This window comes from Kitasatospora sp. NPDC056076, assembly GCF_042266305.1.
GTDB lineage: Bacteria > Actinomycetota > Actinomycetes > Streptomycetales > Streptomycetaceae > Kitasatospora.
The window spans coordinates 68,133-93,418 of the sequence record NZ_JBHJWG010000009.1 but is presented as its reverse complement, the minus strand read 5'-3'; the positions used below and the strand labels follow the sequence as shown (position 1 = coordinate 93,418).

21 protein-coding genes are annotated in these 25,286 nt (G+C 74.5%); 15 read left to right on the top strand and 6 right to left on the bottom strand.

Annotated features, from left to right (window positions below; all coding sequences use genetic code 11):
- Positions 1-72 precede the first annotated feature (72 nt).
- The 4 genes from asnB to ACFC1T_RS10145 all read left to right on the top strand — a co-directional run bounded on the left by asnB (position 73) and on the right by ACFC1T_RS10145 (position 5,339).
- Positions 73-1,926 (top strand): asparagine synthase (glutamine-hydrolyzing), encoded by a 1,854-nt coding sequence (asnB, locus tag ACFC1T_RS10160; RefSeq protein WP_375885995.1) that lies wholly within the window; start codon positions 73-75, stop codon positions 1,924-1,926.
- Between the two features lie 238 nt (positions 1,927-2,164).
- Entirely contained in the window at positions 2,165-3,286 is a 1,122-nt protein-coding gene (locus ACFC1T_RS10155; protein ID WP_375885994.1) for a hypothetical protein, read from the top strand.
- Positions 3,287-3,411: 125 nt separating this feature from the next.
- On the top strand, positions 3,412-4,836 hold the full coding sequence (locus tag ACFC1T_RS10150) for a pyridoxal phosphate-dependent decarboxylase family protein (protein ID WP_375885992.1): 1,425 nt from the start codon (positions 3,412-3,414) through the stop codon (positions 4,834-4,836).
- Between the two features lie 77 nt (positions 4,837-4,913).
- The gene (locus ACFC1T_RS10145; protein ID WP_375885990.1) at positions 4,914-5,339 is read left to right on the top strand and encodes a hypothetical protein; all 426 of its coding nucleotides are present in this window, start codon (positions 4,914-4,916) and stop codon (positions 5,337-5,339) included.
- A gap of 21 nt (positions 5,340-5,360) precedes the next feature.
- On the opposite strand, the gene ACFC1T_RS10140 is transcribed toward ACFC1T_RS10145, so the two are convergent.
- The gene (locus ACFC1T_RS10140; RefSeq protein WP_375885988.1) at positions 5,361-6,032 is read right to left on the bottom strand and encodes a hypothetical protein; all 672 of its coding nucleotides are present in this window, start codon (positions 6,030-6,032) and stop codon (positions 5,361-5,363) included.
- Positions 6,033-6,228: 196 nt separating this feature from the next.
- Here ACFC1T_RS10140 and ACFC1T_RS10135 point away from each other — a divergent pair, with 196 nt between their 5' ends.
- Complete coding sequence (locus ACFC1T_RS10135; protein ID WP_375885987.1) at positions 6,229-7,002, top strand: hypothetical protein; 774 nt, start codon at positions 6,229-6,231, stop codon at positions 7,000-7,002.
- Positions 7,003-7,041: 39 nt separating this feature from the next.
- Here ACFC1T_RS10135 and ACFC1T_RS10130 read toward each other — a convergent pair whose 3' ends face one another.
- Both ACFC1T_RS10130 and ACFC1T_RS10125 read right to left on the bottom strand, forming a co-directional pair.
- On the bottom strand, positions 7,042-7,311 hold the full coding sequence (locus tag ACFC1T_RS10130) for a hypothetical protein (protein ID WP_375885986.1): 270 nt from the start codon (positions 7,309-7,311) through the stop codon (positions 7,042-7,044).
- Positions 7,312-7,432: 121 nt separating this feature from the next.
- A complete protein-coding gene (locus ACFC1T_RS10125; RefSeq protein WP_375885984.1) occupies positions 7,433-11,392 on the bottom strand; it encodes an amino acid adenylation domain-containing protein in 3,960 nt (1,319 codons plus the stop codon).
- 222 nt (positions 11,393-11,614) lie between these two features.
- Here ACFC1T_RS10125 and ACFC1T_RS10120 point away from each other — a divergent pair, with 222 nt between their 5' ends.
- The 6 genes from ACFC1T_RS10120 to ACFC1T_RS10095 all read left to right on the top strand — a co-directional run bounded on the left by ACFC1T_RS10120 (position 11,615) and on the right by ACFC1T_RS10095 (position 17,750).
- A complete protein-coding gene (locus ACFC1T_RS10120) occupies positions 11,615-12,325 on the top strand; it encodes a GNAT family N-acetyltransferase (RefSeq protein ID WP_375885981.1) in 711 nt (236 codons plus the stop codon).
- Between the two features lie 262 nt (positions 12,326-12,587).
- The gene (locus ACFC1T_RS10115; protein ID WP_375885978.1) at positions 12,588-13,850 is read left to right on the top strand and encodes a MurT ligase domain-containing protein; all 1,263 of its coding nucleotides are present in this window, start codon (positions 12,588-12,590) and stop codon (positions 13,848-13,850) included.
- A gap of 46 nt (positions 13,851-13,896) precedes the next feature.
- Positions 13,897-14,625, top strand: a complete 729-nt coding sequence (locus ACFC1T_RS10110; RefSeq protein WP_375885976.1) for a type 1 glutamine amidotransferase — start codon at positions 13,897-13,899, stop codon at positions 14,623-14,625.
- A gap of 438 nt (positions 14,626-15,063) precedes the next feature.
- Entirely contained in the window at positions 15,064-16,089 is a 1,026-nt protein-coding gene (locus ACFC1T_RS10105) for a 6-phosphofructokinase (protein WP_375885974.1), read from the top strand.
- A 125-nt stretch (positions 16,090-16,214) separates the two neighbouring features.
- Positions 16,215-17,210, top strand: a complete 996-nt coding sequence (locus ACFC1T_RS10100) for a 2-hydroxyacid dehydrogenase (RefSeq protein WP_375885972.1) — start codon at positions 16,215-16,217, stop codon at positions 17,208-17,210.
- Positions 17,211-17,246: 36 nt separating this feature from the next.
- The gene (locus ACFC1T_RS10095) at positions 17,247-17,750 is read left to right on the top strand and encodes a DinB family protein (protein WP_375885969.1); all 504 of its coding nucleotides are present in this window, start codon (positions 17,247-17,249) and stop codon (positions 17,748-17,750) included.
- A 27-nt stretch (positions 17,751-17,777) separates the two neighbouring features.
- Here ACFC1T_RS10095 and ACFC1T_RS10090 read toward each other — a convergent pair whose 3' ends face one another.
- Both ACFC1T_RS10090 and ACFC1T_RS10085 read right to left on the bottom strand, forming a co-directional pair.
- Complete coding sequence (locus ACFC1T_RS10090; protein ID WP_375886200.1) at positions 17,778-18,680, bottom strand: UTP--glucose-1-phosphate uridylyltransferase; 903 nt, start codon at positions 18,678-18,680, stop codon at positions 17,778-17,780.
- 134 nt (positions 18,681-18,814) lie between these two features.
- A complete protein-coding gene (locus ACFC1T_RS10085; RefSeq protein ID WP_375885968.1) occupies positions 18,815-20,362 on the bottom strand; it encodes an MFS transporter in 1,548 nt (515 codons plus the stop codon).
- Between the two features lie 258 nt (positions 20,363-20,620).
- On the opposite strand from ACFC1T_RS10085, the gene ACFC1T_RS10080 reads away from it, so the two are divergent.
- Both ACFC1T_RS10080 and ACFC1T_RS10075 read left to right on the top strand, forming a co-directional pair.
- On the top strand, positions 20,621-20,992 hold the full coding sequence (locus ACFC1T_RS10080; protein ID WP_375885966.1) for a YciI family protein: 372 nt from the start codon (positions 20,621-20,623) through the stop codon (positions 20,990-20,992).
- The gene (locus tag ACFC1T_RS10075) at positions 20,989-22,203 is read left to right on the top strand and encodes an RNA polymerase sigma factor (protein ID WP_375885963.1); all 1,215 of its coding nucleotides are present in this window, start codon (positions 20,989-20,991) and stop codon (positions 22,201-22,203) included. The genes ACFC1T_RS10080 and ACFC1T_RS10075 overlap by 4 nt, the downstream gene beginning before the upstream one ends.
- Before the next feature lie 61 nt (positions 22,204-22,264).
- Here ACFC1T_RS10075 and ACFC1T_RS10070 read toward each other — a convergent pair whose 3' ends face one another.
- Positions 22,265-23,206, bottom strand: coding sequence for an NAD-dependent epimerase/dehydratase family protein (locus ACFC1T_RS10070; RefSeq protein WP_375885961.1), 942 nt, complete (start codon positions 23,204-23,206; stop codon positions 22,265-22,267).
- Between the two features lie 245 nt (positions 23,207-23,451).
- Here ACFC1T_RS10070 and ACFC1T_RS10065 point away from each other — a divergent pair, with 245 nt between their 5' ends.
- The gene (locus tag ACFC1T_RS10065) at positions 23,452-24,456 is read left to right on the top strand and encodes a cytochrome c oxidase assembly protein (RefSeq protein ID WP_375885958.1); all 1,005 of its coding nucleotides are present in this window, start codon (positions 23,452-23,454) and stop codon (positions 24,454-24,456) included.
- Positions 24,457-24,608: 152 nt separating this feature from the next.
- Positions 24,609-25,247, top strand: a complete 639-nt coding sequence (locus ACFC1T_RS10060; RefSeq protein ID WP_375885956.1) for a YdcF family protein — start codon at positions 24,609-24,611, stop codon at positions 25,245-25,247.
- Positions 25,248-25,286: the final 39 nt, after the last annotated feature.

The window sequence follows — 25,286 nt, the reverse complement described above, 5'->3', positions numbered from 1 at the left end:
TCTTGATGCCGCGCCGAGGGCGCCCGTAGCGTGACCCCCGCCACACGTACCCGAAGACCGGAGGGCTTGCTGATGTGCGGGATCACCGGATGGGTCGCCTTCGACCGCGACCTCACCGCCGAGCACGACGTCCTCGAGGCCATGACGGCCACCCAGGTCTGCCGCGGCCCGGACGCCGGCGGCGTCCACCTGGAGCCGCACGCCGCGCTCGGCCGCCGCCGCCCCGGCGCGGCCGGCACCGACGGCGGGGCGCGGCCGCTGTCCGTCGAGCACGACGGCCGCCCACTGGCCGTGCTCGCCCTCACCGGCGAGGTCCACAACCAGCGCGAACTGCGCGCGGAACTGGAGGCGGCCGGCCACCGCTTCCGCACCCGGGACGCCGCCGAGGTCGTGCTGCTCGGCTACCTGGAGTGGGGCGAGGGCCTGGCCGAGCGGCTCAACGGCGCGTACGCCTTCGCGATCTGGGACTCCCGGCACGAGGAGCTGCTGCTGGTCCGCGACCGGCTGGGCGTCAAACCGCTGCACTACCACCCCACCCCGGACGGCGTGGTGTTCGGCTCCGGGGTCAGGGCGGTGCTGGCCCACCCCGCGGTCCGCGCGGTGGTCGACCTGGACGGGCTGCGCGAACTGCTCTCCCTCACCCGCACGCCCGGCACCACCCCGTACCGGGGCGTCCACGAGGTCCGGCCCGGGCACCTGGTCCGGGTGCGCCGCGGCGGCGTCACGGAGCGCCGCTACTGGGGGCTGGAGGCGCGCGAGCACGTCGACTCCCTGGAGTCCACGATCGCCACCGTCCGGGCCCTGCTGGAGGACATCGTCCACCGCCAGCTCGACTCGGACCTGCCGCTCTGCTCACTGCTCTCCGGCGGCCTGGACTCCAGCGCCCTCACCGCCCTCGCCGCGGCGGCCCTGCGCCGGGCGGGGGCCGGCCCGCTGCGCACCCTCGCGGTGGACTTCACCGGCCGGGACGAGGACCTCCACCCCGACCCGGCCCGCTCGACACCGGACGGCCCGTACGCCCGGATGCTCGCCCGGCACGTCGGCGCCGAGCACGACGTGATCGCGCTGGACGCCGCCGAGCTCACCGAGCTGCGCCGCAGTCACGCCGTGCTGCGCGCCCGGGACCTTCCGGGCGGGCTCGCCGACCTGGACGCCGCCCTGCTGCTGCTCTTCCGCCGCGTCCGGGAGCGGGCCGCCGTCGCCCTGTCCGGCGAGGCCGCGGACGAGCTGTTCGGCGGCTACCCCTGGTTCCACGACCCGGCCGCGATCGCCGCCGACGACTTCCCCTGGGCCGCCCGGCTCGACGGCGGCCTGGCCGGCCCGGGCTCCGCCCCGCGCGAGCAGCTGCTCGACGCCGACCTGGTGCGCAAGCTCGACCTGGCCGGCCACCGCCGCACCCAGTACCGGGAGGCGCTCGCCGAAGTCCCGCACCTGCCCGCGGCCGACCCGGTGGAACGGCGGATGCGGGAGGTCTCGTACCTCAACCTCACCCGCTTCTCCGGTGTGCTGCTCGACCGCAACGAGCGGATGAGCCGGGCCGGCGGGCTGGAGGTGCGGGTGCCGTTCTGCGACCACCGGCTGGTCCAGTACGTCTTCAACACGCCGTGGGCGATGAAGACCTTCGACGGGCAGCAGAAGAGCCTGCTGCGCGCCGCCGTCCGGGACCTGCTGCCCGCCGAGGTCGCCGACCGGGTCAAGAGCGCGTACCCGATCACCGCCGACCCGCGCTACCCGCAGCTGCTGCGCGCCGACCTCGCCCGGCTCGCCGCCGAACGGACCTCCCCGGCACTGGAGCTGCTGGACCGGCGGCGGCTCGCCGACGCGCTCGCCCCCGACACCGACCCCGGGTCGGTGCGGCTGGGCGTCGACCTGGCGCTGGACCTCGACGTCTGGCTGACGGAGTACCGCGTGACGCTGGAGCTCTGACGCACCGTCCCCCCGCCCGAACGGCGGAACGCACGCCCGGCCCGCGGCGGACCCCTCCGTACGGGTGGTCCGCCGCGGGCCCCGCGCGCCGGGAGCCGTCCCGGCCCGCCGGGGCGTCCCGGCGATGCGGTAGCGTCGCCGACACCTCCCGAATGGCGGGCGATAACGCGGGATCGCGCTCCCGGTGCCGTCAGGATGGGAGCGAACCGTTCACCTCGATCCGCCGGGGGATCCCGTCATGCAGCCGCGAGTCTTCGCGATTCTCACCGCCGTGCTCCTGGGCGTCCTGGGCCTGGGCTCGGTGGCCGTCACCGACTGGAAGCCCGCCGCGGCCTCCGCCGCCCCGGCCGTCGCCGGTCCGGGCACGGGCGCCGGCACCGGCGCCCAGCCGGTCACGGCCGGCGCCGCGAGCGCCACCCCGACCGGCGACCCGGCGGTGTGGACCCGCTCGACGCTGCGCAACAAGATGATGGCCGAGATGGACGCCACCGACCCCGGTGTCGCCCTCGCCGACCTCGACCGGATCACCAAGGAGAAGCCGTACACCGTGCGCTTCTGCCACCCGATCGCGCACGAGCTCGGCCACGCGGCGGTCAAGCGCTTCAACGCCGACTTCCAGAAGGTCATCTCCTTCCCGCACGAGACCTGCGCGGCCGGCTACCTGCACGGCGCGGTCGAGGAGATGCTCAACGCCTCCACCCAGCCCGAGGTGGACCTGCTCAAGCTGTGCGCCCCCAAGAACAGCGGCCCCTGCATCCACGGCGTCGGCCACGGCACCATGTTCGTCGCCAAGCAGGACGTCGCCAAGGCCCGCGACCTGTGCAACAAGTTCACCAGCGACCAGAACCGGATCCGCTGCTCCGAGGGCCTGTTCATGCAGCTCTTCGGCCCGGACGAGGAGGACGAGCAGGCCAAGGCCAACCTGCCCGCCGACAAGCTCGCCCAGGACCCGCTGTACCCGTGCAAGGACCAGCCCTCGCTGTTCCAGTCCGCCTGCTTCTTCTACGCCCCGACCTTCTACCTGTCCTCGCACGACTACCCGAACCACCCCGAGGTCTACGCCGACGCGCTCAAGTGGTGCCTCAACGGCAAGGCCAGCGGCGGGGCGGTGGACTGCAGCCGCGGGGTCGGCTCCCGGACCATGAAGTACAACCTGGACCGCGAGGACTGGGCCGCCCAGCAGTGCGCCACCGCCGCCGACGGCTGGCAGCGCAAGGCCTGCGCGGAGGGGCTGGTCAGCTACTACACGGTCAACTACACCGACGGCGGCGCGGCCGGGCGGCTCTGCGCGAAGATCACCAACAAGGAGATGCAGGGCTACTGCCGCTCCGCGGGCGGGCTGTCCGCCTCCCTCGACTGATCGTCCCCGTCCCACCCTCCGGGCCCGCGCCGCACGGCGCGGGCCCGTTCCGTAGCATCTGCTGATCACGGTGCGCCGAGGACGCCGCGCCTCCCCCGGTCCCCCGGCCCCTGGAGCACACCCACATGACCTCCGACGACTTCCGCGGCGCCGCCCACGCCGCCGCCGACCTGGTCGCCGACTACCTCGCCGACCTGCCTGCCCGCCCGGTCTGGCAGCCGATGGACGACACCGCCCGGCAGGCCCTGCTCGACGCCCCGCTGCCCGCCGAGGGCCGCCCGCTCGCCGAGCTCGTCGAGGCCGTCGGGCAGGACGTCCTCCCCCACCCCATGGGCAACGGCAACCCGCGCTTCTTCGGCTGGGTCAACTCCGCACCCGCCCCCGCCGGGGTGCTCGCCACCCTCGCCGCCGCCGCGATGAACCCCAGCTCGGCCGGCGGCGACCACGCCGACGTCCACCTGGAGCGCGCCGTGGTCCGCTGGATCGCCGAACTGGTCGGCTTCCCGCACCCGGCCGGCGGCGGACTGCTCACCTCCGGCACCTCGGCGGCGACCATCGTCTGCCTGGCCGCCGCCCGCAACCGGGCCGCCCGCCGGGCCGGCCACGACATCCGCGAGGAGGGCCTGACCGGGCTGCCGCCGCTGGTCGGCTACGTCACCGGCGAGACCCACTCCTGCGTCCGCAAGGCCGCCGAGCTCCTCGGCCTCGGCAGCCGCCACCTGCGCACCGTCGCCACCGGCCCCGACGGGCTGCTCGACCCCGCCGACCTGCGCGCCGCCGTCGAACGCGACCGCGCCGCCGGACTACTGCCCTTCCTGGTGGTCGCCTCGGCCGGGACCGTCGGCACCGGCGCGGTGGACGCCTTCGACCCGCTCGCCGACCTCTGCCAGGAGCAGGGCCTGTGGCTGCACGTCGACGGCGCGTACGGCGCCTTCGGCCGGCTCGACCCCGCCATCGCCCACCGCTACGCCGGCCTGGAGCGCGCCGACTCGCTCGCCCTCGACCCGCACAAGTGGCTCGGCGTCCCGGTGGACTGCGGCTGCGCCCTGGTCCGGGACACCGACGAACTGCGCGGCACGTTCAGCCTCGTCCCGTCCTACCTGCGCGACGAGGCGGCCGGGGAGCTCGGCTGGTTCTCCGAGTACGGCACCGAGCAGACCCGCCCGTTCCGCGCCCTCAAGGTCTGGGCCACCATCGCCCACCGCGGCCGCACCGGCCTCGCCCGGGACATCGCCCGGTGCACCGCGCTCGCCCGTCGGCTCGGCGAACTCGTCGAGGCCGACGATGAGTTGGAGCTGCTCGCGGAGGTGCAGACGTCCATCGTGGCGTTCCGCCACCGGGCGCCCGGGCAGGACGCGGCGGCCCGCGACGCCCTCAACCGCGAGCTGCCGGTCGCCGTCCAGCGGCGCGGCCGGGTCTTCGTCACCGGCGCCCGGCTCGGCGGGCACGAGATGCTCCGCGCCTGCCTGCTCAACGCCGCGACCACCGAGGAGGACCTGCGCCTGCTGCTCGACGAGGTCCGGGCCGCCGCCCGCACGCTGCTGCCGTAACACCCCCGGACAGACCTTAACCAGCAGGTCACGGCCGGTTCGCGGACCGGAAACACCGAGCGGGCACGGTGGAGGGCATGGAGCACTCGAAGCCTTCCTTCCCCCGTGCCCCCCGCTGGCGCCGGGACACCGTCGAGCTCGCCGCGGTCTTCCTCTCCGTCACCGCGGCCGACCTGATCGCCAAGCTCGTGGTCGACGGCCCGGACGGCCCGGTCCTGCTGATCGGCTCGGCCGTCGCCCTGCTCGCCACCGCCCTGCTGCACTCCTGGTGGTCCCCCCACGGCCCGCCCCCGACCACGCTGTGGCGGGTCCGCACCACCGCCCTCGCCCACACCCCCGCCGCGCTCGCCGACCACCGGATCACCCTGCTCTCGCTCCACCGCCACCCCACGGCCGACGAGCTCTTCCTCCGGACCCCCCACTCCCTGGACCCGGCGGCCCTCACCGCCCTGCTCACCACCACCGGCCACACCGTCGAGGACACCCCGACCCGCATCGCCTGAACGGCCCGGGTGCAGTCCGGTTCAGGCCTCGACCTCGACGGCCGTACGAACCTCCGTGGTGCGCTTGGCCAGGTCGTCCGTGCTGGTCGTGCCCGACTCGTCGACGACCCCGCCGACCGTCGTCCCGTCCGCCCAGATGCAGATCGTCCGCTCCTCGCCGGGGACACCCACGACGGCGCAGTCCATCGCGCCGCCGAGCGGGCCGGCCGGGTAGTCCCGGCGGCTCCGGATCGGCTCGCTGTCCCTGGTCGTCCGGGCGCCCCAGTGCGCGCCGAACTGCCGGTCCAGCTCTTCCCGGGCGTCCGCGAAGCCGCCGGTCATCCCGACCACCCGGAGAGTGCTGCGACCCGATCCGACGGGGCCGTAGCCCGCCACCTCGACGTCCCGGTAACGGCTCAGCGCGGTGAGGTTCTGGTGCAGGCGCCAGCGCTCGGCCGTGATCTCGTCGGTGTCCGGCAACCGCTCCTGGTCGCCGATCCGGTCCGCCAGGGCGATCCGGTGCGAGGGCGGGGCGCCCGCGCCGGTGACGGCGGCGACGGTGAGCCCCGCGAACAGGGCCACGACCACGGCTCCGCCGATCCAGACCTTGCGGGACACCGTGCGGTACCAGGGCAGCGGGGCCACCGGCTCCAGGGTGTTGGCCCAGATCGCCCGGAGACCGGTGGGTCTCTCGGTCGGCTCTTCGTTCTCCATGTCCGCCATGTCATCTCATTCGCGTAAACAACAGCTCAACAGATCGCCGGATGATACGTCAGCACGCGAAGGGCCCGCACCCGCCTTCCGGGTCCGGCCAACGTTCACCGGGGCTTCCGTGCCCAGCCGCCCGGCGGACGCGCGCGCCCGGTCGGATGGGCCGACCGGACGACGGAACAGGGAGCGGGTGCGCAGCATGGATCGGCGGAGGTTCGCCGCGGCGGTGGCGGCGGGTGCGGTGGTGCCGGTGGTGGCCGGGGCCGGGCAGGCGCAGGCCGAGGGGACGGGCGGTCAGGAGGGCCTGCGGCGGCAGATGGTGAAGGCGCTGACCGGCGCGCTGGGCGACCGGGCGGCCGCCGAGGCCGAGGTGCCGCGGATCCTGGACGTCTGCTTCGACTGGGCGCCGCCGACGGTGGAGCCGGCGAAGGTCGACTTCCTGCTCGCCTACGCCTTCGGCAACCGCGCCCCGGCCGGCGGCGGGGACCCGGCCAAGGTGCGGTACGAACCGGGCCCGGTGAACCGGGAGTTGGCGGACACCGTGGCCAGGATCCACCGCCGCCGCAAGGTGCCGGTGTACGCCCAGTGGGAGATCGCCCACTTCCTGACCGACGTCCACGGGCTGACCGACGTCACCTCGATCGAACCGGTGGTCGCCCCGGACGGGACGATCACCTACCTGAGCACCTACGGCGTGGCCGCCCAGGTCGCCGCCGCCCGCAAGGGCCTGCCCGGCGGGATCGGCACCGCCGGGGTGGTCGGCTTCCGGGACCACGTGAAGCGCTGCGTGCTCACCACCCGGCTGGCCGGGATCGCCTCGGCGGGCGCCCCGACCGGGACGGCGATGCCGGGGACGTACGACCCGCGGTCCGGCCAGGCCTGGACCCGCAGCCGCGAGCTCTACCTGGTGCACGACATGGCGGCGCAGTGGCAGCTGCTGGAGCAGCGGCTGGTGGCGGCGGCGGGCGCCTGATCGGGCGCCCGCCGCTCCTTGGGCGGGTCGGCGGGCCGCTCAGCCCCGGTCGGCCGGCTGCACCACGCACACCGCGTTGCCCAGCATGCCGCCGAAGCCGCCGAGCAGCGCACCGGTGACGCTCTTGCAGGCGGCCGCCTCCTGGGGGGTCTTCGGGCCGTTGTTGCTGCTGGTGTTGATGCTGGTGTTGTTGTTGCCGGTGCTGCTGCCACTGCCGGCGGCGGCGGCCGCCGTCCCGGCGAGGGCGAGCGGTACGGCCAGCAGCAGGGCGCAACAGGCCGTGGCGAGTGCGGAGTTCTTCGCGAGCATGGGGGAGCCCCTTCGGATCGAGACGGGTTCGGCGGAAAGCCGAGCCATCCCTATCCGAAGGGGCTCCCGCGGTCACGGATCCTGGGCCATCCGTGAGCGTGTCCGCGTCAGCGCCCGGGCGTCACGGGGTGGGCCGCTCCACCGCCCGGATGGCGGCCGCGAGTTCGAGCACCCCGTGCTCCTTGAGCACCCCGTAGTGGTCCCCGGCCAGCTCCACCACGGTGGGCGGGGCGGCCGACCAGCCGGTGCTGCCCTCGATGAAGGAGTAGTCGTCGCCCGAGGCCTTGAAGACGGTCACCGGCGCCGCCAGCCGCCGCTCGGCCAGCTCGCGGAAGCTGTACTCGAACTCGTAGGTCTCGCCGACGATCCGGGTGATCCGGCGGATCACCTCCTCGTCCAGCGCGGGCAGCATCCGGTGCACCCCGGCGACGAACGAGGACTCGTCGACCGTCCCGGCCAGGCAGCGCTCCAGCTCGGGCCCGCTGATCGCCCCGGCGAACACCGAGAACAGGATGGTCACGTACGCCGGGTTGGCGTACGAGGACTCCCGTCCGTACTCCCGGCCGTCGGCCTGCCGGACCTCCGGATTGCCCGGGCAGATCAGCAGCAGCTGTTCCACCCGCTCGCCGGCCTGCTCCAGCTGCCAGGCCGCCTCGAAGGCGACCCGGGCGCCGAAGGAGTAGCCCCACAGGGTGTACGGGCCCTCGGGCTGCACCCGGCGCAGCTGGGCGAGGTCGGCGGCGGCCGTCTCCCGGATGGTGGCGTACGGCGTCTCGCCCTCGTTGATGCCGTGCGCCTGGACGCCGTAGAAGGCACGACCGTCGCTCGCCTCCCGGCCGAGCAGCCGCAGGTTCATCGGGTAGCCGCCCAGCCCGGGCCAGCAGAACACCGGCCGGCCCTGCTGCCCCGAAGCCCCCGACTCCCCCGACTCCCCCGACTCCCCCGGCTGCAGCGGGACCAGCCGTGAGGCCGGCGCACCGTCCGAGGCCGAGATCCGGGCCGCCAGGTCCGCCAGCTTCGGGCACTCGAACACCACCTGGAGCGGCAGCGAGGTCCCGAACTCCCGGTTGATCCGGTTGACCAGCGCCACGGCGGTCAGCGAGTTGCCGCCGGCGGCGAAGAACTCGTCGGTCACCGACACCTCCTCGTACGCGAGCGCCTGCCCCCAGGCCTCGGCCAGCCACCGTTCCCGCGCGGTGCGCGGGGCGACGAACTCGCCGCGCCCGCCGTCCGCGCGGACGGCCTCGGAGCCGGCCAGCGCCTTGAGGTCGACCTTGCCGTTCGCGGTGAGCGGCAGGGCGTCGACGATCAGCACCCGGTTGGGCAGCATGTAGTCGGGCAGCAGGGTGGCGAGTTCGTCCTTGATGATCTCGGCCGGGCCCTTCATGTGCACGGTGTCCTCGTGCATGCCCTCGCTGCCGATCTGCTCCTCGCTCACCTTCCCGCCGAGGAAGAAGTACGAGGCGCCGGTGGCGATGCCCGCCGCGTCGAGGATCTCGTCGATCCGGCGCGAAGCGGGCAGCGGGTGGCCGGACTTGGAGCTGTAGCCGGAGGACATGAAGCCCAGGCCCAGGCCGTTGCGCTGGAGGTGGTGCAGCTTCGTGCCGAGCGCGACGTACTCCAGCCAGTCCTCGGCGGCCCGGCTGACCGCGGTGATGCCGAACGCGGCCCGGGCGTACACGGCCTGGTTGATCGCGATCACCTGCCGGGACTCCACCACCTCGTCCGCGACCCCGGTCAACTCGCCGTCGGCGTAACGGTAGAGGCCGGCCGGCAGGCCGTCCACCCGGTCGCCGTGGGCCTGGACGTACAGCTCGGTGTGCTCCTCGGGGGCGAGGCCGCGGTTGCGGTCGACGGTGAAGCTGCCCAGGTAGTGGTCCTCCTCGGCGACGTCCAGCCGCGGCCGGACGGCCGGGTCGAAGCCCTGCGGGCGCACCTCCAGGCCGTACTCGGGCAGCACCTCCTCCAGCACGCCCAGCATGTGCCCGGTCTCGAACTCCAGCACCTCGCGGATGTTGTCCTTGTACACCGGCTCGATCGCCGCGGTCCGCCCGGAGAAGTGCAGCGTCAGGTACGGCTCCGGGCGGGCGTCGGCGGCGCCGACCCTGATCAGGGTGTGCTCGACCGGGTGGTAGTAGTACATCCCGGCGGCCAGCCCGTCCAGGCCGCCGGTCTCCAGGTACAGCTGGGTCGCGTAGAGCGCGCCGGGCGAGGCGTAGGCGTACTTGGGCAGCAGCCGCTCCTCGCTGTGGAACTGGCCGAACCAGCGCAGGATCCGGCCGAGTTCGGGGAAGCTCAGCAGGCCGAGCTCGCGGCCGAAGGGGCCGGCCGGGCGGGGGGCGAGCAGCGCGGTGAGGTCGTCCCGGGTGACCGGGCCGCCGTCGTAGAAGCGGTAGGTCTTGCGGGCGAAGACGGCCCGCCGCTGGGTCCCGCTCTCGCGCCGGCCGGGCAGTTCCACCTTCTCCCGGCCCGCCAGCTGGGCCGGGGCCCGCACCCCGGGGTCGGACAGCTGGGCCCGGACCTGGAGCCGGCTGGCCTTGGACTGGTGGTGGCCGCCGTGGTTGCCCTGGTCCATCAGGGCGGCCTCGCGCGGGTTCAGTTCGACGCAGGCGACCAGGTTCTGGTGGCCGGTGCGCCCGTCGGCGGTGACCACCGCGGCCGAGCGGCGGACCCAGGTGTGCTCCTCGATCGCCCGGGCGATCTCGTCCAGCTCGACCCGGTAGCCGCGCAGCTTGACCTGGTTGTCGACCCGGCCGGCGAACTGGAGGGTGCCGTCCGGGTTCCAGTGCACCAGGTCGCCGGTGCGGTACAGCTTCTCGGCCGGGGCGAACGGGGAGGGCACGAACCGCTCGGCGGTCAGCTCCGGCCGGTGCAGGTAGCCGCGGGCCAGCTGGACACCGCCGATGTACAGCTCGCCGACGTCCCCGAGGCCGACCGGGGCCAGCCGTTCGTCCAGGACGTAGCACTGGGTGTTGTCGACCGGCCGGCCGATCGGCACCGAGCCGGCGCCGTCGCCCAGCGCGGCCGGGTCGACCAGGTGGGCGGTGGCGTTGATGGTGCACTCGGTCGGGCCGTACAGGTTGACCAGCGCGGCCCCGGGCAGGGCGGCGGCCAGGTCGCGGGCCAGCCGCAGCGAGAGCGCCTCGCCGCCGGAGAACAGGCCGGTCAGGCCGGTGCAGTCGGTGAAGCCCTCGGTGTCCAGCAGGGCCTGCAGCAGCGTCGGCACGCACTGCAGGGCGGTCACGCCGTACCGGCGCACGGCGGCGACCAGCGCCTCCGGGTCCCGGTACAGCCCGGGCGTGCCGGCCACCACCCGGGCGCCGACGGCCGGGGCGAGGATCTCCCACTGGGCGGCGTCGAAGCTCATCGGGGTCTTCTGCAGCACGGTGACCCCGGGGGCGAGGTGCCCGGCGGTGTGCAGCCAGCGCAGCTGGGAGACCACCGCCCGGTGCTCGATCTGCACGCCCTTGGGGCGGCCGGTGCTGCCGGAGGTGTAGATCACGTAGGCCGTCGACTCCGGCTGCGCCCACTCCTCGGGCTGCCCGTGCGCCTCCGTCCGCTCGTGCGCAGGCGGCTGCCCGTGCGCCGACGGCGCCTCCTCGACGGTGAGGACCGCGGTGCCGGCCGGCAGCAGCCCGGCCAGCCGCTCGCGCAGGTGCTCCTGGGTGAGGACGATCCGGGTGCCGCTGTCCTCGATCATGTAGCGGAGCCGGTCCTCCGGGTACTCGGGCGACAGCGGCAGGTAGCCGGCCCCGGCGTACAGGACGCCCCAGGCCCCGGCGACCAGCTCCACCGAGGGCTCGACGTACAGGCCCACGCAGTCGTCCGGGCCCGCGCCCAGCGCGCGCAGCCGCGCGGCCAGCCCGCGGGCGCGTTCGGACAGCTCCAGGAAGGTGAGGCGGCCGTGCTCGCCGACGACGGCCGGGGACGCGGGGCGGGTGCGGGCCTGCCGGTCCAGCAGACCGGTCAGCGCGGTGCCGACGGGTGCCCGGCGGGCGTGCGGGAGGCGGGTGGCGGGGTTGGCGGGGGTGCCGCCGGTGGCGGTGGTGGTGGCGGTGGCGGCGAGGTCGGTGTTGCGCATGGGAGAGCCTTCGGTGCGTGGACGTACGGACCCCGGCGGACCTGCTCACCAGGAGCGCCGGGTACGGACTCCACCGTCGGCCGCCCGCCGTCCCGACCGCATGAGGCACCGGTCTGGACCTGTGCCGGATCCGTCCCGGCGGGACGCCCGTGCGCGGTCGGGCATTCGTGCGTTCACGATCACGTAACCGGCCGGAAGCGAGCCGTCGGTAGCGTCGGACCCATGACGGCACCCCGCACCCGCCCCGAACGGCTCTGGCACCGGCCCTTCCGCAGGTCGAACCGCAGGTGCGCGGCGCCCGACGCCCAGTCCACCCGGCCGCCCGCGCACCCCGGCGGCCCGCACCGGCCGACCCGCGGCCACGCCGCCCCGGCCGCTCCGGCCGCTCCGGCCGCTCCGGCCGCAGAGGTGTCCCGGCTGTCCCTGCCGGACGGGACCGAGCTGCTGCTGCGCCCGGCCGGCCCGGCCGACAAGGCGGCGGCCCTGGCGATGCACGAGCGCTGCTCCCCCGCCGCGCTGCGGCTGCGCTACCACGGGCCGGTCCGCGACGCCGACCGCTACCTGGAGCACCTGCTGGACCCCCGGCACGGCCGCAGCCTGGTGGTGGTGGCCCCGGACGGGCGGGTCATCGCCCTCGGGCACCTGATGTGGGACGAGGACGAGGCGGAGCTGGCCGTGCTGGTCGAGGACACCTGGCAGCGGCAGGGGCTCGGCCTGGCCCTGCTCCGGCGGCTGACCGCGCTGGCCCGGGCGGCCGGGATCGGCGCGGCGTACGCGGTGACCCAGGCCGCCAACACCGGGCTGATCGCCGCGATGCGCCGGCTGGCGGCGCCGCTGGACTTCCACTGCGAGGACGGCACCCTGGTGATCACCGCCACCCTCGCCGCCGGGGCCGCGCCCGCCACCGCCTCCGCACCCGTTCCGGGCCGCTGATCATTTCTTCACGACATCCTTACCGGCTGCTCCGGGAACCCGGGGCAGCCGGTACGGCGTCCTTCCCCGCAGCAGGGGTCCCTCCGTACACCGCCCTCCTTGACGGGCCGTCAGCAGCCCCGGCAGCGGCGTCGCAGCTGGCGGCATGGGGTCCGGATCGTCCGGCCGGGCTACGGAGTCGGTAGGCTGGCCCCGTCCCCGCCGCCCGACGGCCCGTTATCCGGCCGACAGGTGGTGCCGCAGCAAGGAGGAACCACTGAGCATGGCAGGCACCGAATCGGAGCCCACAGGCGCACGCGACGCCTCGCTGCCGGCCCGCGCCAAGATCGCGGTCACGGCCGGCAAGGTCGCCGCCGCCGTGTCCCGCAAGGCCGGTCGCGGGAGCGGCTCGGTGATCGGCGGCAAGGTCGCCCTCAGGCTCGACCCCGACCTGCTCGCCACCCTCGCCGACCACCTCGACGTCGTCCTGGTCAGCGCCACCAACGGCAAGACCACCACCACCCGCCTGATCGCCGAGGCGCTGCGCGCCGCCGGCCCGGTGGTCTCCAACGCCCTCGGCGCCAACATGCCGGCCGGCATCACGTCCGCCCTGGCCGGTGGCTCGGAGGCCCGCTTCGGCGTGATCGAGGTCGACGAGAAGTACCTGGCGACGGTCGCCCGCGACACCCACCCCAAGGCGATCGCCCTGCTCAACCTCTCCCGCGACCAGCTCGACCGCGCCGCCGAGACCCGCATGATGGCGGAGAAGTGGCGCGAGGGCCTCCAGGACACCGAGGCCGTGGTCATCGCCAACGCCGACGACCCGCTGGTGACCTGGGCCGCCTCCTCCTGCAAGAAGGTGGTCTGGGTGGCCGCCGGACAGGCGTGGAAGGAGGACGCCTGGTCCTGCCCCGCGTGCGGCGGCGTGATGCAGCGCCCCGGCGACGACTGGTTCTGCCAGGACTGCGGCTTCCGGCGCCCCAACCCGCACTGGGCGCTCCAGGGCACCCACGTGATCGACCCGCAGCGCGGCGCCTGGCCGATCCAGCTGCAGCTGCCCGGCCGGGCCAACCTGGCCAACGCCACCAGCTCGGCCGCCGTCGCCGCCGTGTTCGGCGTCTCCCCGCAGGTCGCCCTGGAGCGGATGCGCTCGGTGTCCGCCGTGGCCGGCCGCTACGACGTGGTGCAGTACCAGGGCCGGGACATCCGGCTGCTGCTCGCCAAGAACCCGGCCGGCTGGCTGGAGACCTTCTCGCTGATCGACGGCCCGCCGGCCCCGGTGATCCTCTCGGTGAACGCCCTCGACGCCGACGGCACCGACACCTCCTGGCTGTGGGACGTCGACTACGAGCGGCTCGCCGGGCACCCGATCTTCGTGATGGGCCAGCGCAAGCTGGACCTGGCCGTCCGCCTGGAGGTCGCCGGGCTGCAGTTCCACGTCGTGGACACCCTGGAGCAGGCCGTCCGGATGGCCCCGCCCGGCCGGATCGAGGCCATCGCCAACTACACCGCCTTCCAGCAGCTGCGGAAGGTCGTGGCCGGCTGATGCCGCGCCCGCACACCAGTCTTTTCGTGACGGAAGGCCTTCGAGGATGAGTGAGAGCAGCCTGCGCGTGGTCTGGGTCTACCCGGACCTGCTCAGCACCTACGGCGACCGCGGCAACGCCCTGGTCGTGGAGCGCCGGGCCCGCCAGCGCCATCTCAACGTGACCCGGATCGATGTCCGCTCCGACCAGGCGATCCCCACCAGCGGGGACATCTACCTGATCGGCGGCGGCGAGGACCGCCCGCAGCGACTGGCCGCCGAGCGGCTGCGCGCCGACAGCGGCCTGGTGCGGGCCGCCGAGAACGGCGCGATCATCTTCGGCGTCTGCGCCGGCTTCCAGATCATGGGCCACGAGTTCGTCAACGACCTCGGCGAGCGCGAGCCGGGCCTCGGCCTGCTGGACGTCTGGACCACCCGGGGCGAGGGCGCCCGCTGCGTCGGCGACGTGCTCGCCGACGTGGACCCGCGGCTCGGCCTGCCGCAGCTGACCGGCTTCGAGAACCACCAGGGCGTCACCCACCTCGGCCAGGGCGTCCAGCCGTTCGCGAACGTCACCGTCGGCCGCGGCAACGGCACCGGCGACGGCACCGAGGGCGCCTGGCGGGACACCGTCTTCGGCACCTACCTGCACGGCCCGGTGCTGGCCCGCAACCCCGCCGTCGCCGACATGCTGATCCGGCTGGCCCTGGACGTCAACGCCCTGCCGCCGGCCGACACCACCTGGTACGACGCGCTGCGCGCCGAGCGCATCGCCGCCACGGCGCGCCCCGCGTAGTACCCACGCAGTGCCCGGGGAGTGACCACGTGGGACCCGCGTGGGACCCACGTGGTCACCCACCCCTCACGACGCACCCCGCGTCGTACGACCGGGCCGCCCCGCCCGGGTGCCCGCGATGCGGTCATCCGGCCCACGGGCGGCCCCGGACGTACGACAATGGGGCTGCCGGCTGCACACCCTCCTCGGCAGCAGGCTGCAATTCCGCGCGGGGGCGCCGACGGCGCCGCTCCCGCGTCGGCTCCTGCCCGGCCGGACCAGGGGTCGTATGCTCGACTTCACGGCCGTTTTCGGATGCTCTGTCCGGATCCGGCCGGTGCTTCACCCCGAGGCAACCTCCCCGTCACCCCGGTGGGGAAGGCCTCGTCGCGGTGACGGCTCGTCGTCCCAGCCTGTAGTCCGGCCGTTCCTCGGTTCTGCTCGGGAGTTGCAAAGCTAATGCGTATCGGAGTGCTGACCAGCGGCGGTGACTGCCCCGGCCTGAACGCGGTGATCCGTTCCGTGGTCCACCGGGGGGTGGTCGACCACGGCGACGAGATCATCGGGTTCGAGGACGGTTGGCGCGGTTTCCTGGAAGGGCACCACCGCCCCCTGACCCTCGACTCGGTGAGCGGCATCCTGGCCCAGGGCGGCACCATCCTCGGGTCCTCCCGGGTGCAGCCGAGCCACCTGCGGGACGGCGTCGAGCGGGCCAAGAAGTACTGCTCCGACCTCGGCCTGGACGCCGTGATCCCGATCGGCGGCGAGGGCACCCTCAAGGCCGCCAAGCTGATGAGCGACGCGGGCCTGCCGATCGTCGGCGTGCCCAAGACCATCGACAACGACATCGCCGCCACCGACGTGACCTTCGGCTTCGACACCGCCGTCTCGGTCGCCACCGAGGCCCTGGACCGGTTGAAGACCACCGCCGAGTCCCACCAGCGGGTCATGGTCGTCGAGGTCATGGGCCGGCACACCGGCTGGATCGCGCTGAACGCGGGCATGGCCGCCGGCGCGCACGCCATCGTCGTCCCGGAGCGCCCCTTCCACATCGAGAAGCTCACCGCCGTGGTCCGCGAGCGCTTCGACCGGCAGAAGAAGTTCGCCATCGTGGTCTGCGCCGAGGGCGCCAAGCCCGAGCCCGGCACCATGCACTGGGAGGAGGGCAGCAGGGACATCTACGGCCACGAGCGCTTCACCGGCATCGCCACCCAGCTCTCCCGCGAACTGGAGCACCGCCTCGGCAAGGAGGCCCGCCCGGTCATCCTCGGCCACACCCAGCGCGGCGGCACCCCCACCGCCTACGACCGGGTGCTCGCCACCCGCTTCGGCTGGCACGCCGTCGAGGCCGTCCACAAGGGCGCCTTCGGGCACATCACCGCCCTCCAGGGCACCGACATCAACCTGGTGCCGCTGGCCGAGGCCGTCGCCGAGCTCAAGACCGTCCCGCAGGAGCGCTACCAGGAGGCCGAGACGGTCCTCTGACCGCCGCCCCTCCCGCCCGTTCCGGAGCCCCCGGCAGCCGCCGGGGGCTCCCGTGCGCCCGGCGGGCGTTCCGGCCACCGCCCCGTTAGCGTGGGCCCCAGGAGCCCTCCCCGGAAGGACGACGCATGGAGATCCTGGCGTACGGCGTGCAGGCCGACGAACGGCCGCTGCTGGAACGGGCCTTCGCCGGCCGGCACGCACTGCGCTGCCTGGACGTGTTCCTCGACCGCGACACCGCCCCGCTCGCCGCCGGCCACCCCGCCGTCAGCAGCAGCGTCAACGCCGTCCTCGACGCCGACACCCTGGCCGTCCTCGCCGCCGGCGGCACCGAGCTGATCGCCCAGCGCTCCACCGGCTTCAACAACATCGACCTCGACGCCGCCGCCGACCTCGGCCTCACCGTCGCCCGGGTCTCCCACTACAGCCCGTACGCCGTCGCCGAACACGCCTGGGCGCTCGCCCTCGCCGTCAACCGCCGCCTCACCCGCGCCGCCACCCGCACCCGGGAGTTCGACTTCCGCCTCGACGGCCTGCTCGGCCGCGACGTCCACGGCATGACCGTCGGCGTGATCGGCACCGGCAAGATCGGCGAGTGCTTCACCCGGATCGCGGCCGGCTTCGGCACCGAACTCCTCGGCTGGGACATCGCCGAGAACCCGGCCTGCCGCGAACTCGGCATGCACTACACCGAGTTGCCCGAACTCCTCACCCGCGCCGACCTGGTCAGCCTGCACGTCCCGCTGCTCCCGGCCACCCACCACCTGATCGACACCGCCGCCCTGGCCCGGATGAAGGACGACGCCATCCTCGTCAACTCCAGCCGCGGCGGCCTGATCGACAGCGCCGCCCTGGTCGAGACCCTGCGCGCCGGACGCCTCTCCGGCGTCGGCCTGGACGTCTACGAGGAGGAGACCGGCGTCTTCTTCACCGACCGCTCCGTCCAGGGCATCACCGACGACGTCCTCGCCCGCCTCGTCACCTTCCCCCAGGTCCTGGTCACCAGCCACCAGGCCTACTTCACCCGCACCGCCGTCGGCCAGATCATCGACGCCACCGCCCGCAACATCGACGACTACGCCGCCGGCCGCACCAACGAGAACACCCTCGTCCCCGGGCCCTGACCGAAGGGGGCGGAGGGGTCTGCTAGCGTCCCGCGCATGATCAAGACCGTGCCGTTCACCGGCGGCGAGAAGGAAAGCCTGCACACGGCCCTGGACCGGCACCGGGACGTGGTGGTGTGGAAGGTCCAGGGCCTGGACGACGAGCAGTTGCGGCGGCCGATGACGCCGTCGGGGACGAGCCTGCTGGGCCTGGTCAAGCACCTGGCCGGCGCCGAACTCGGCTGGTTCCGGGAGACCTTCGGCCGGGAGACCGGGCCGCTGCCGTTCGACCTCGACGCGGACGAGAGCTCCGACATGCGGATCGAGCCGCACGAGTCGACGGCGGAGGTGCTGGCCTTCTACGCCCGCGCCCGGGCCGCCGCCGACGAGGTGATCGGGGAGCTCGACCTGGAGTCCACCGGCACCTCCTGGTCGGGCCGGACGGTCTCGCTGCGCTGGGTGCTCATCCACATGGCCACCGAGACCGCCCGGCACGCCGGGCACCTGGACATCCTGCGCGAACTCACCGACGGCGCCACCGGGGACCACGACCGGAGCTGACCGGAAGCGACCCCGGCCCCGGCCCGCCTACTCGGCCGGGGCCAACTCCGCCGCCAGCTGCCGCAGTTCGTGCCCGTACTCCGGGTTGGCGAGGGCCGCCGCGAACTGCGCCCGCAGGTAGGCGGCGGGGTTGCCGGTGTCGTACCAGGTGCCGGCGATGACCTGCCCGTACACGGCGCGGCGGGCCGCGTAGGCGTTGATGGCGTCGGTCAGGTAGACCTCGTCCTCGGGCTTCTCGTGCCAGCGGCGGGTGAGTTCGCGCAGTTCGTCGACGATGCCGGGGGTGATGACGTACCCGCCGATGGCGGCGTACCCGGAGGGGGCGTCGGCCGGCTTGGGCTTCTCGACCAGGCCGGTGATCCGCAGCGACCCGCCGCCGAGGTCCTCCTTCACCACCGGGACGCCGTAGCGGTAGGAGTCCTCGGGCGCCATCGGCATCAGCGCCAGCACCGGCGCGTTGGTCTGCTCGAACGCCCGGATCAGCTGCTGCGCCCGGGGCACCTCGGCGACGAACACGTCGTCCGGCCAGAGCACCAGGCAGGGCTCGTCCCCGAAGTGCCGGGCGGCGTTGAGCACCGGGGTGCCGTTGCCGTAGGGGCCGTGCTGGTAGAGGTAGCTGATGTGCCCCTTGCGGGACAGCTCCCCGACCTCCTCGACCGCGTCCGCGAACGCCGCCTTGCCGTCCCGGCGCAGTTGCTCGACCAGCACCGGGTTGGGGCGGAAGTGCTCCTGGATCAGGCCCTTGTCGCCGTTGACGACGATGGTGATGTCGGTGATGCCGCTCTCGATCAGCTCGCGCACGGTGTGCTCGATCACCGGCTTGTCGCCGACCGGCAGCATCTCCTTCGGGGTGGCCTTGGTCAGCGGCAGCAGGCGGGAGCCCAGCCCGGCGGCGGGGATGACGGCACGGCGGATGGTCCTGGGGGCCATGTGATGCTCTCTCATGTCGATGGTGCTGAGCCGCAGTTGAGCGGCACCGCGACCGACGCTACCAAGGATCACTCCATGATCATTACCGCCCGCCGGGAAGCGGCGGACACCACCGCCGCCCCCGCACCGGCCGTTCACCCGGGCCGGGTAGAGGCCGTTTCCCCGGCCTCCTCCATGGCCTCCTCCACGGCCCCCTCCCCTGCCGTTTCCCCGGCCACTCCCCCCGCTGGCCGTACCGCCGGCCGCACCGCCAGGGCCAGCAGCGCGAGCCCGGCGAACAGTGCGGCGGCGATCAGCCCGTTCACCTGCAGCCCGGCCGTGAACGCCGAGCGCGCGCCGCGCAGCAGCGCGGCGCCCTGCTCGGCGGGCAGGTGCCGGGCCGCCTCGACCGCCGCGGCCGGCGAGTCGGGGCCGCCGCCCGTGCGGTCGCGGTAGACCGCGACGGCGACGGTGCCGAGCACCGCGAAGCCGAGCGAGCCGCCGAGGTAGTTGCCGGTCTCCGACATCGCCGCCGCCGAGCCCGCCCGCTCCGGCGGCACCGAGTCGAGGACCAGCCCGGTGCCCAGGGCGAACAGCGGCCCGGTGCCGAGCGCCAGCACCGCGATGCCGGTCATCACCAGCGGCAGCGAGCCCGCACCCCCGTCCACGGCGACCAGCAGCAGGGCGCCCAGCGCCGAGAGCGCCAGGCCGCCGGCGATCGCGGTGGTCGGCCGCACCCGGCCGAGCAGCCGCGGCGCGGCCAGGGTGCCGGCCGCCACCGCCAGGCCCATCGGCGCGAACAGCACGGCCGAGGCGAACGGCGAGCGGCCCAGCACGCTCTGGAGGTACTGGGTGACCAGCAGTCCGGTACCGGCCATCGCCGTCCCGGCCAGCACCAGCGAGACCAGCACCGCCGCGAACGGCCGGTTGCGCAGCAGCCGCAGGTCCAACAGCGGCTGCTCCAGCCCCCGTTGACGCCGGACGAAGAGGTAGCCGACGCCGGTGCCGAGCAGCAGGGCGGCCACCGGGACGCCGGTCGCGCCCCCGACCGGCAACTGCTTGACGCCGTACAGCACCAGCAGCACCGCCGCCAGCGACAGCCCGACCCCGGCCGGGTCCGGCCGCCCCACCTCCTCGCCACGGAACTCGGGCAGCAGGAACGGCCCGGCGGCCAGCAGCAGCGCCATCGCCGGGACGGCGGCCAGGAACACCGACCCCCACCAGAAGGACCGGAGCAGCAGTCCGGCCAGCACCGGCCCCAGCGCACCGCCCGCGAACTGGCAGGTCGCCCAGACGGCGACGGCCCGTCCGCGCTCGCGGTCGTCCCGGAACATGTTCGTGATCAGCGCCAGCGTGGACGGCGCCAGCGTGGCCCCGGCGACGCCCAGCAGGGCCCGGACCACGATCAGCATCAGCGGGTCGACCGCGAGGGCGGCGACCACCGACAGCACCGCGAAGGCCGCCGCGCCGATGAGCAACAGGCGTCGACGGCCGATCCGGTCGCCCAGCGTGCCCATGGTGATCACCAGCCCGGCCACCATCAGCCCGTAGCCGTCGCTGATCCACAGCTGTTCGACGGCGGAGGCGCCCAGGTCCGCGCTCAGCCTCGGCAGGGCGAGCAGCAGCGCCGTCATGTCCATCGCGACCACCAGGGTCGGCAGCATCAGCAGGGCCAGCCCCAGCCGGGCCCGGTCGGCTCTCATCGCGTGCTCCTCGTCGTCTCTCGTCGCGGGTTCCCCGCACCGGTCGGTCGGAGCGGCCGGGGACTTCTTGACGTCGGAGCACCGGGGGACGGAAAGAGGCCCGGGGGACGGGAAGAGACCCGACGGATGGGAGAGACCCGAGGGGGGCGACGAAACCCGTGGGAGATTTCTCCGACGGGGATGTCAAGACGGCGGCCCCGGCTCCGACCGTACGGTCGAGGGGCCCGCACGGGGCCCGCCCACGACGAGGAGGACGCGATGAAGTTCCTGATCAGCCTGCACATCAACCCGGCCGTGCTGGACGCGCTGACCGACGAGGAGAAGGCCGCGATCGGCGCCGGGCACGGCGCGTTCATCGAGGAGTTGAAGGCCTCCGGCGAACTGATCCTCACCCAGGCGCTGGTCGACCCGTCGCAGGCCGCCGTGGTCACCGTCCGGGACGGCCGGCCGGTGGTGACCGACGGCCCGTACCTGGAGGCCAAGGAGTTCCTGGGCGGCTTCTACCTGCTCGACTGCGACAACAAGGAGCGGGCCGTCGAACTGGCCGCGCGGATCCCGGACGCGGCGATCGAGGGGCTGGGCGTCGAGGTGCGCCAGGTGATGTTCTCCGACGGACACTTGGAGGCATGACGGCACCGGACTTCGAGGGCCTGCTGCGTGAACTCACGCCGCAGGTCCTCGGCACCTTGGTACGACGGTACGACCGCTTCGAGGGCTGCGAGGACGCCGTCCAGGAGGCCGTCCTCGCCGCCACCGTGCAGTGGCCCGAGGAGGGCGTACCGGACAACCCGCGCGGCTGGCTGGTGACGGTCGCCTCCCGGCGGCTGGTCGACCGGATCCGCAGCGACCGCGCCCGCCGCGAGCGCGAGCACGCGACCACGGCCGCCGAGGTGCTGCCCGAGGACGTGCCGGACACCGACGACACCCTGGTGCTGCTGTTCCTGTGCTGCCACCCGGCGCTCACCGCCGCCTCCCAGACCGCGCTCACCCTGCGCGCCGTCGGCGGCCTGACCACCGCCGAGATCGCCCGCGCCTTCCTGGTGCCGGAAGCCACCATGGCGGCCCGGATCAGCCGGGCCAAGCAGCGGATCCGGGCCGCCGGCAGCTCCTTCGCCCTCCCCGAGGGCGCCGAGCGCGAGGAACGGCTGCGGGTCGTCCTGCACGTGCTCTACCTGATCTTCAACGAGGGGTACACCGCCTCCTCGGGCAGTGAGCTGCACCGCACCGACCTCGCCCAGGAGGCCGTCCGGCTGGCCCGGATCGTGCACGCCCAGCTGCCCGAGGACTCCGAGGTGACCGGGCTGCTCGCCCTGATGCTGCTCACCCACGCCCGCCGGGCCGCCCGCACCACCGCCACCGGCGACCTGGTCCCGCTGGCTGAACAGGACCGCACGGGCTGGGACCGCCCGCTGCTCGACGAGGGCACCGCCCTCGCCAAGGCCGCCCTGGCCGGCCCCGCCCTGGGCCCGTACCAGCTCCAGGCCGCCATCGCCGCCACCCACGCCGACGCCGCCACCGCGGACCGGACCGACTGGGCCCAGGTGCACGCGCTCTACCTGATCCTGGAGCGGATCGCCCCCAACCCGATGGTCACCCTCAACCGCGCCGTCGCCCTCGCCGAGCTGAACGGCCCGCGGGCCGGCCTCGACCTGCTCGCCACCCTGGACGGCGACCGGCGCCTGGCCGACCACCACCGGCTGCTCTCGGTCCGGGCCCACCTGCTGGAACGCTCCGGCGACCGGGCGGCCGCGTACGACCACTACCGCCGCGCGGCCAAGGCCACCGCGAGCCTCGCCGAGCAGCGCTTCCTGGAGGCCCGGGCCCGCCGCCTCCAGCCCTGACGCACTCCTGCGGCGCCGACCCGCTCTACAACCCTGTCCCGCCCTACGACCCTGCGACGCCCTACAGCCCCAGCGCCGTCCGGTACCAGGGCGCCGCCCCGGCGAGGCGGGCCAGCGGGCCCGGGCCGGGCGGGCAGGCGGCAAGGCGCCAGACCGCGTCGCTGCGGTACCAGTGGTCGCGGGCGACCATGGCGAACTGGCGCTCGGAGACCGGGCCCGGCGCGGCGGCGAGCCGTCGGCGGCACTGCGCCCAGGACAGCGCCGGGCCGTCCTGGGCGGGCAGCAGGCCGAGCCCGGCGAGGGCGTCGAGCAGCTCGCCGCTGCGGACCGGTTCCGGGTGGGCCGCGTGGTGGACGCCCGTCACCCGCTCCGGGGCGTCCAGGGCCAGCCCGGTGATCAGCCGGGCCAGGTCGGTCCGGTCCACCAGGGAGAGCCGGGCCGCGCCGCCCGCCCAGCGGCCCGGGACCCTGCGGGCCAGCTCGGCCAGCGCGGGCACCACCCAGCGGTCGCCCGTCCCGGTGACCAGGGCCGGGCGCAGCACCGCGGCACCGGCGGCCAGGGCGTGCCCCTCCCCGAGCAGCCGGGTGCGGCTGGCCGCCGACAGCGGCGCGGTCGGCGCCCCGCCGACCCCGAGGTCCGTGTGCGGGCCCCCGCCGTACACCGCCGTGGTCGACAGGTGGACGATCCGCCCGATCCCGGCCCGGGTGGCCGCCGCCATCAGGGCCGCCGTGCCCTGGTCGTTCACGGCCGCGCACTCCTCCTCGCCGCCGGCGACCCGGGAGGCGAGGTGGAGCAGCACCCCCGCGCCCGCACACAGCCCGTCCAGTGCGGAACGGTCGGCGAGGTCGCCGGGAACCCAGGCGGTGTGCCCGTCCGCGACGGGCTCCCCGCGCACCAGGGCCCGCACCGGCACGCCGCGCGCCGCGAGGGCCTCCCGTACGGCCGATCCGATGAACCCGGTGGCCCCGGTGAGCGCGACCACGGGCCGCTGTGCCGCCGCCATGCCTGATTCCTCCCTGCCGACCGGCCGGTCAGTCTAGCGACGCCCGGCCCACCCGAACCCTCGCCCGACACCGCCCCGCCCACCGCCCCGCCCACCGGCCGGGCCACCCGTACGGAGGGGGCGGCGGCACGCCCGGGGTAAGGCCCACCTAGGCTGTATGCCAAGCAAAACGGGCGAACCGGACCCCCAGCGGGGACCACAATGACGGAAAGCGGGACCCGCCGATGGGCGACGGAATGTCAGGAATGCACCACCACGGCGGGATGACCCCACTAGGCCCGTTCACCCTCTCCAACGTCTGGACCTGGTCCCCGGACTGGGTGTTCCTGCTCGGCGGCCTGGTCGCGCTGGCGCTGTACCTGACCGGCGTGGTCCGGCTGTACCGGCGCGGCGACCGCTGGCCGATCGGTCGGGTCATCGGCTGGGTCGCGGGCGTCGCCAGCCTGCTGCTGGTCACCTGCAGCGGGCTGAACGACTACGGCATGGTGCTGTTCAGCGCGCACATGATCCAGCACATGGTGCTGTCCATGCTGACGCCGATCCTGCTGCTGCTCGGCGCCCCGATCACGCTGGCGCTGCGCGCGCTGCGCCCGGCGGGCAAGGGCCGGCCGCGCGGTCCGCGCGAGCTGCTGGTGGCGCTGCTGCACAGCCGGTACGTCCGGGTGATCTCGCACCCGGCGTTCACCATCCCGATGTTCATCGCCAGCCTGTACGGGGTCTACTTCACCCCCGCGTTCGACTTCCTGATGCAGTACCGCCTCGGGCACATCTTCATGATGGTGCACTTCCTCATGACGGGTCTGGCCTTCTTCTGGCCGATCATGGGCGTCGACCCGGGCCCGCACCGCCCCGGCCACGTGATGCGGATCATCGAGCTGTTCATGGGGATGCCGTTCCACGCCTTCTTCGGCGTGGCGGTGATGATGGCCAGCCACCCGCTGGTGACCACCTTCACCGTCCAGAGCGCACCACCCGGCACGGACCTGCTGGAGGACCAGAAGCTGGCCGGCGGCATCACCTGGGCGTTCGGCGAGATCCCGACCGCGATCGTGCTGATCGCGCTGGTCTACCAGTGGATGGGCTCCGAGCAGCGGCAGGCCCGCCGCCGGGACCGCTCCGAGGAGCGCACCGGCGACGCCGAGCTGGAGGCGTACAACGCCTACCTGGCCTCGCTGCACAAGAAGGGCCAGCGCCCGGCCGCCGCCCCGGCCGCCGCGCCCACCGCCACCCCGGCGGCCGACGCCGGCTGAGCCCCGGCCCGCCCGCAGCACCCGGCCCGCCCAGACCACCCGGCCCGCCCGGAACACCCGGAGCCCACGCCCTCCCCGGAGCCCACGCCCCCGGAGGACGTGGGCTCCGTCATGTCGTGGAACGGTCGTTCCCCCGGGCGCGTTCGAGGGGTATGCACGCCCTGTTCCTCCCCGCCGTCCTGCTCGGCGGGTACGTCCTGCTCTGGCTGCTCGGCTTCCTCGGCTGCGCGCTGTTCCAGCGCCGCCGCCCGGTGCCCGCCGGGGCCGACTACCTGGTGGTCCTGGGGGCCGCGCTGGACGGCTGCGAGCCCGCGCCGACCCTGGCGGCCCGGCTGGACGCCGCGCTGGAACGATTCGCCGCCGAGGAGGCCGCCGGGCACGCGCCGCTGCTGCTGGTGACCGGCGGCAAGGGCCCGCACGAGGACTGCACCGAGGCCGGCGCGATGGCCCGCTACCTGGTCGCCCGGGGCGTCCCGGCCGAGCGGATCCGGCGCGAGGAGCGGGCCGTGAACACCGCCGAGAACCTGCGGTTCAGCGCCACCCTGATGGCCGCCGAGCACCCCGGCTACCGCTGCGCCGTCATCACCAGCGGCTTCCACACCGTCCGCTCCGCCCTGGCCGCGCGCCGGGCCGGCGCCCCCGCGCGGGTGCTCGGCGCGGACGGTCCGCTCGCCCACGGCCCGTACCAGCTGCTGCGCGAGGCGGTCGGCACCGCGCTCGCCCTGCCGCGGGCCAACGGCGCCGCCGTCCTGCTGCTGACCGGGGCGGGAGTGGTGCTCGGCCTGGCCTGACCGGGCCACGGGCACCCGCCGCCCGGTCCGGCGGCCCGG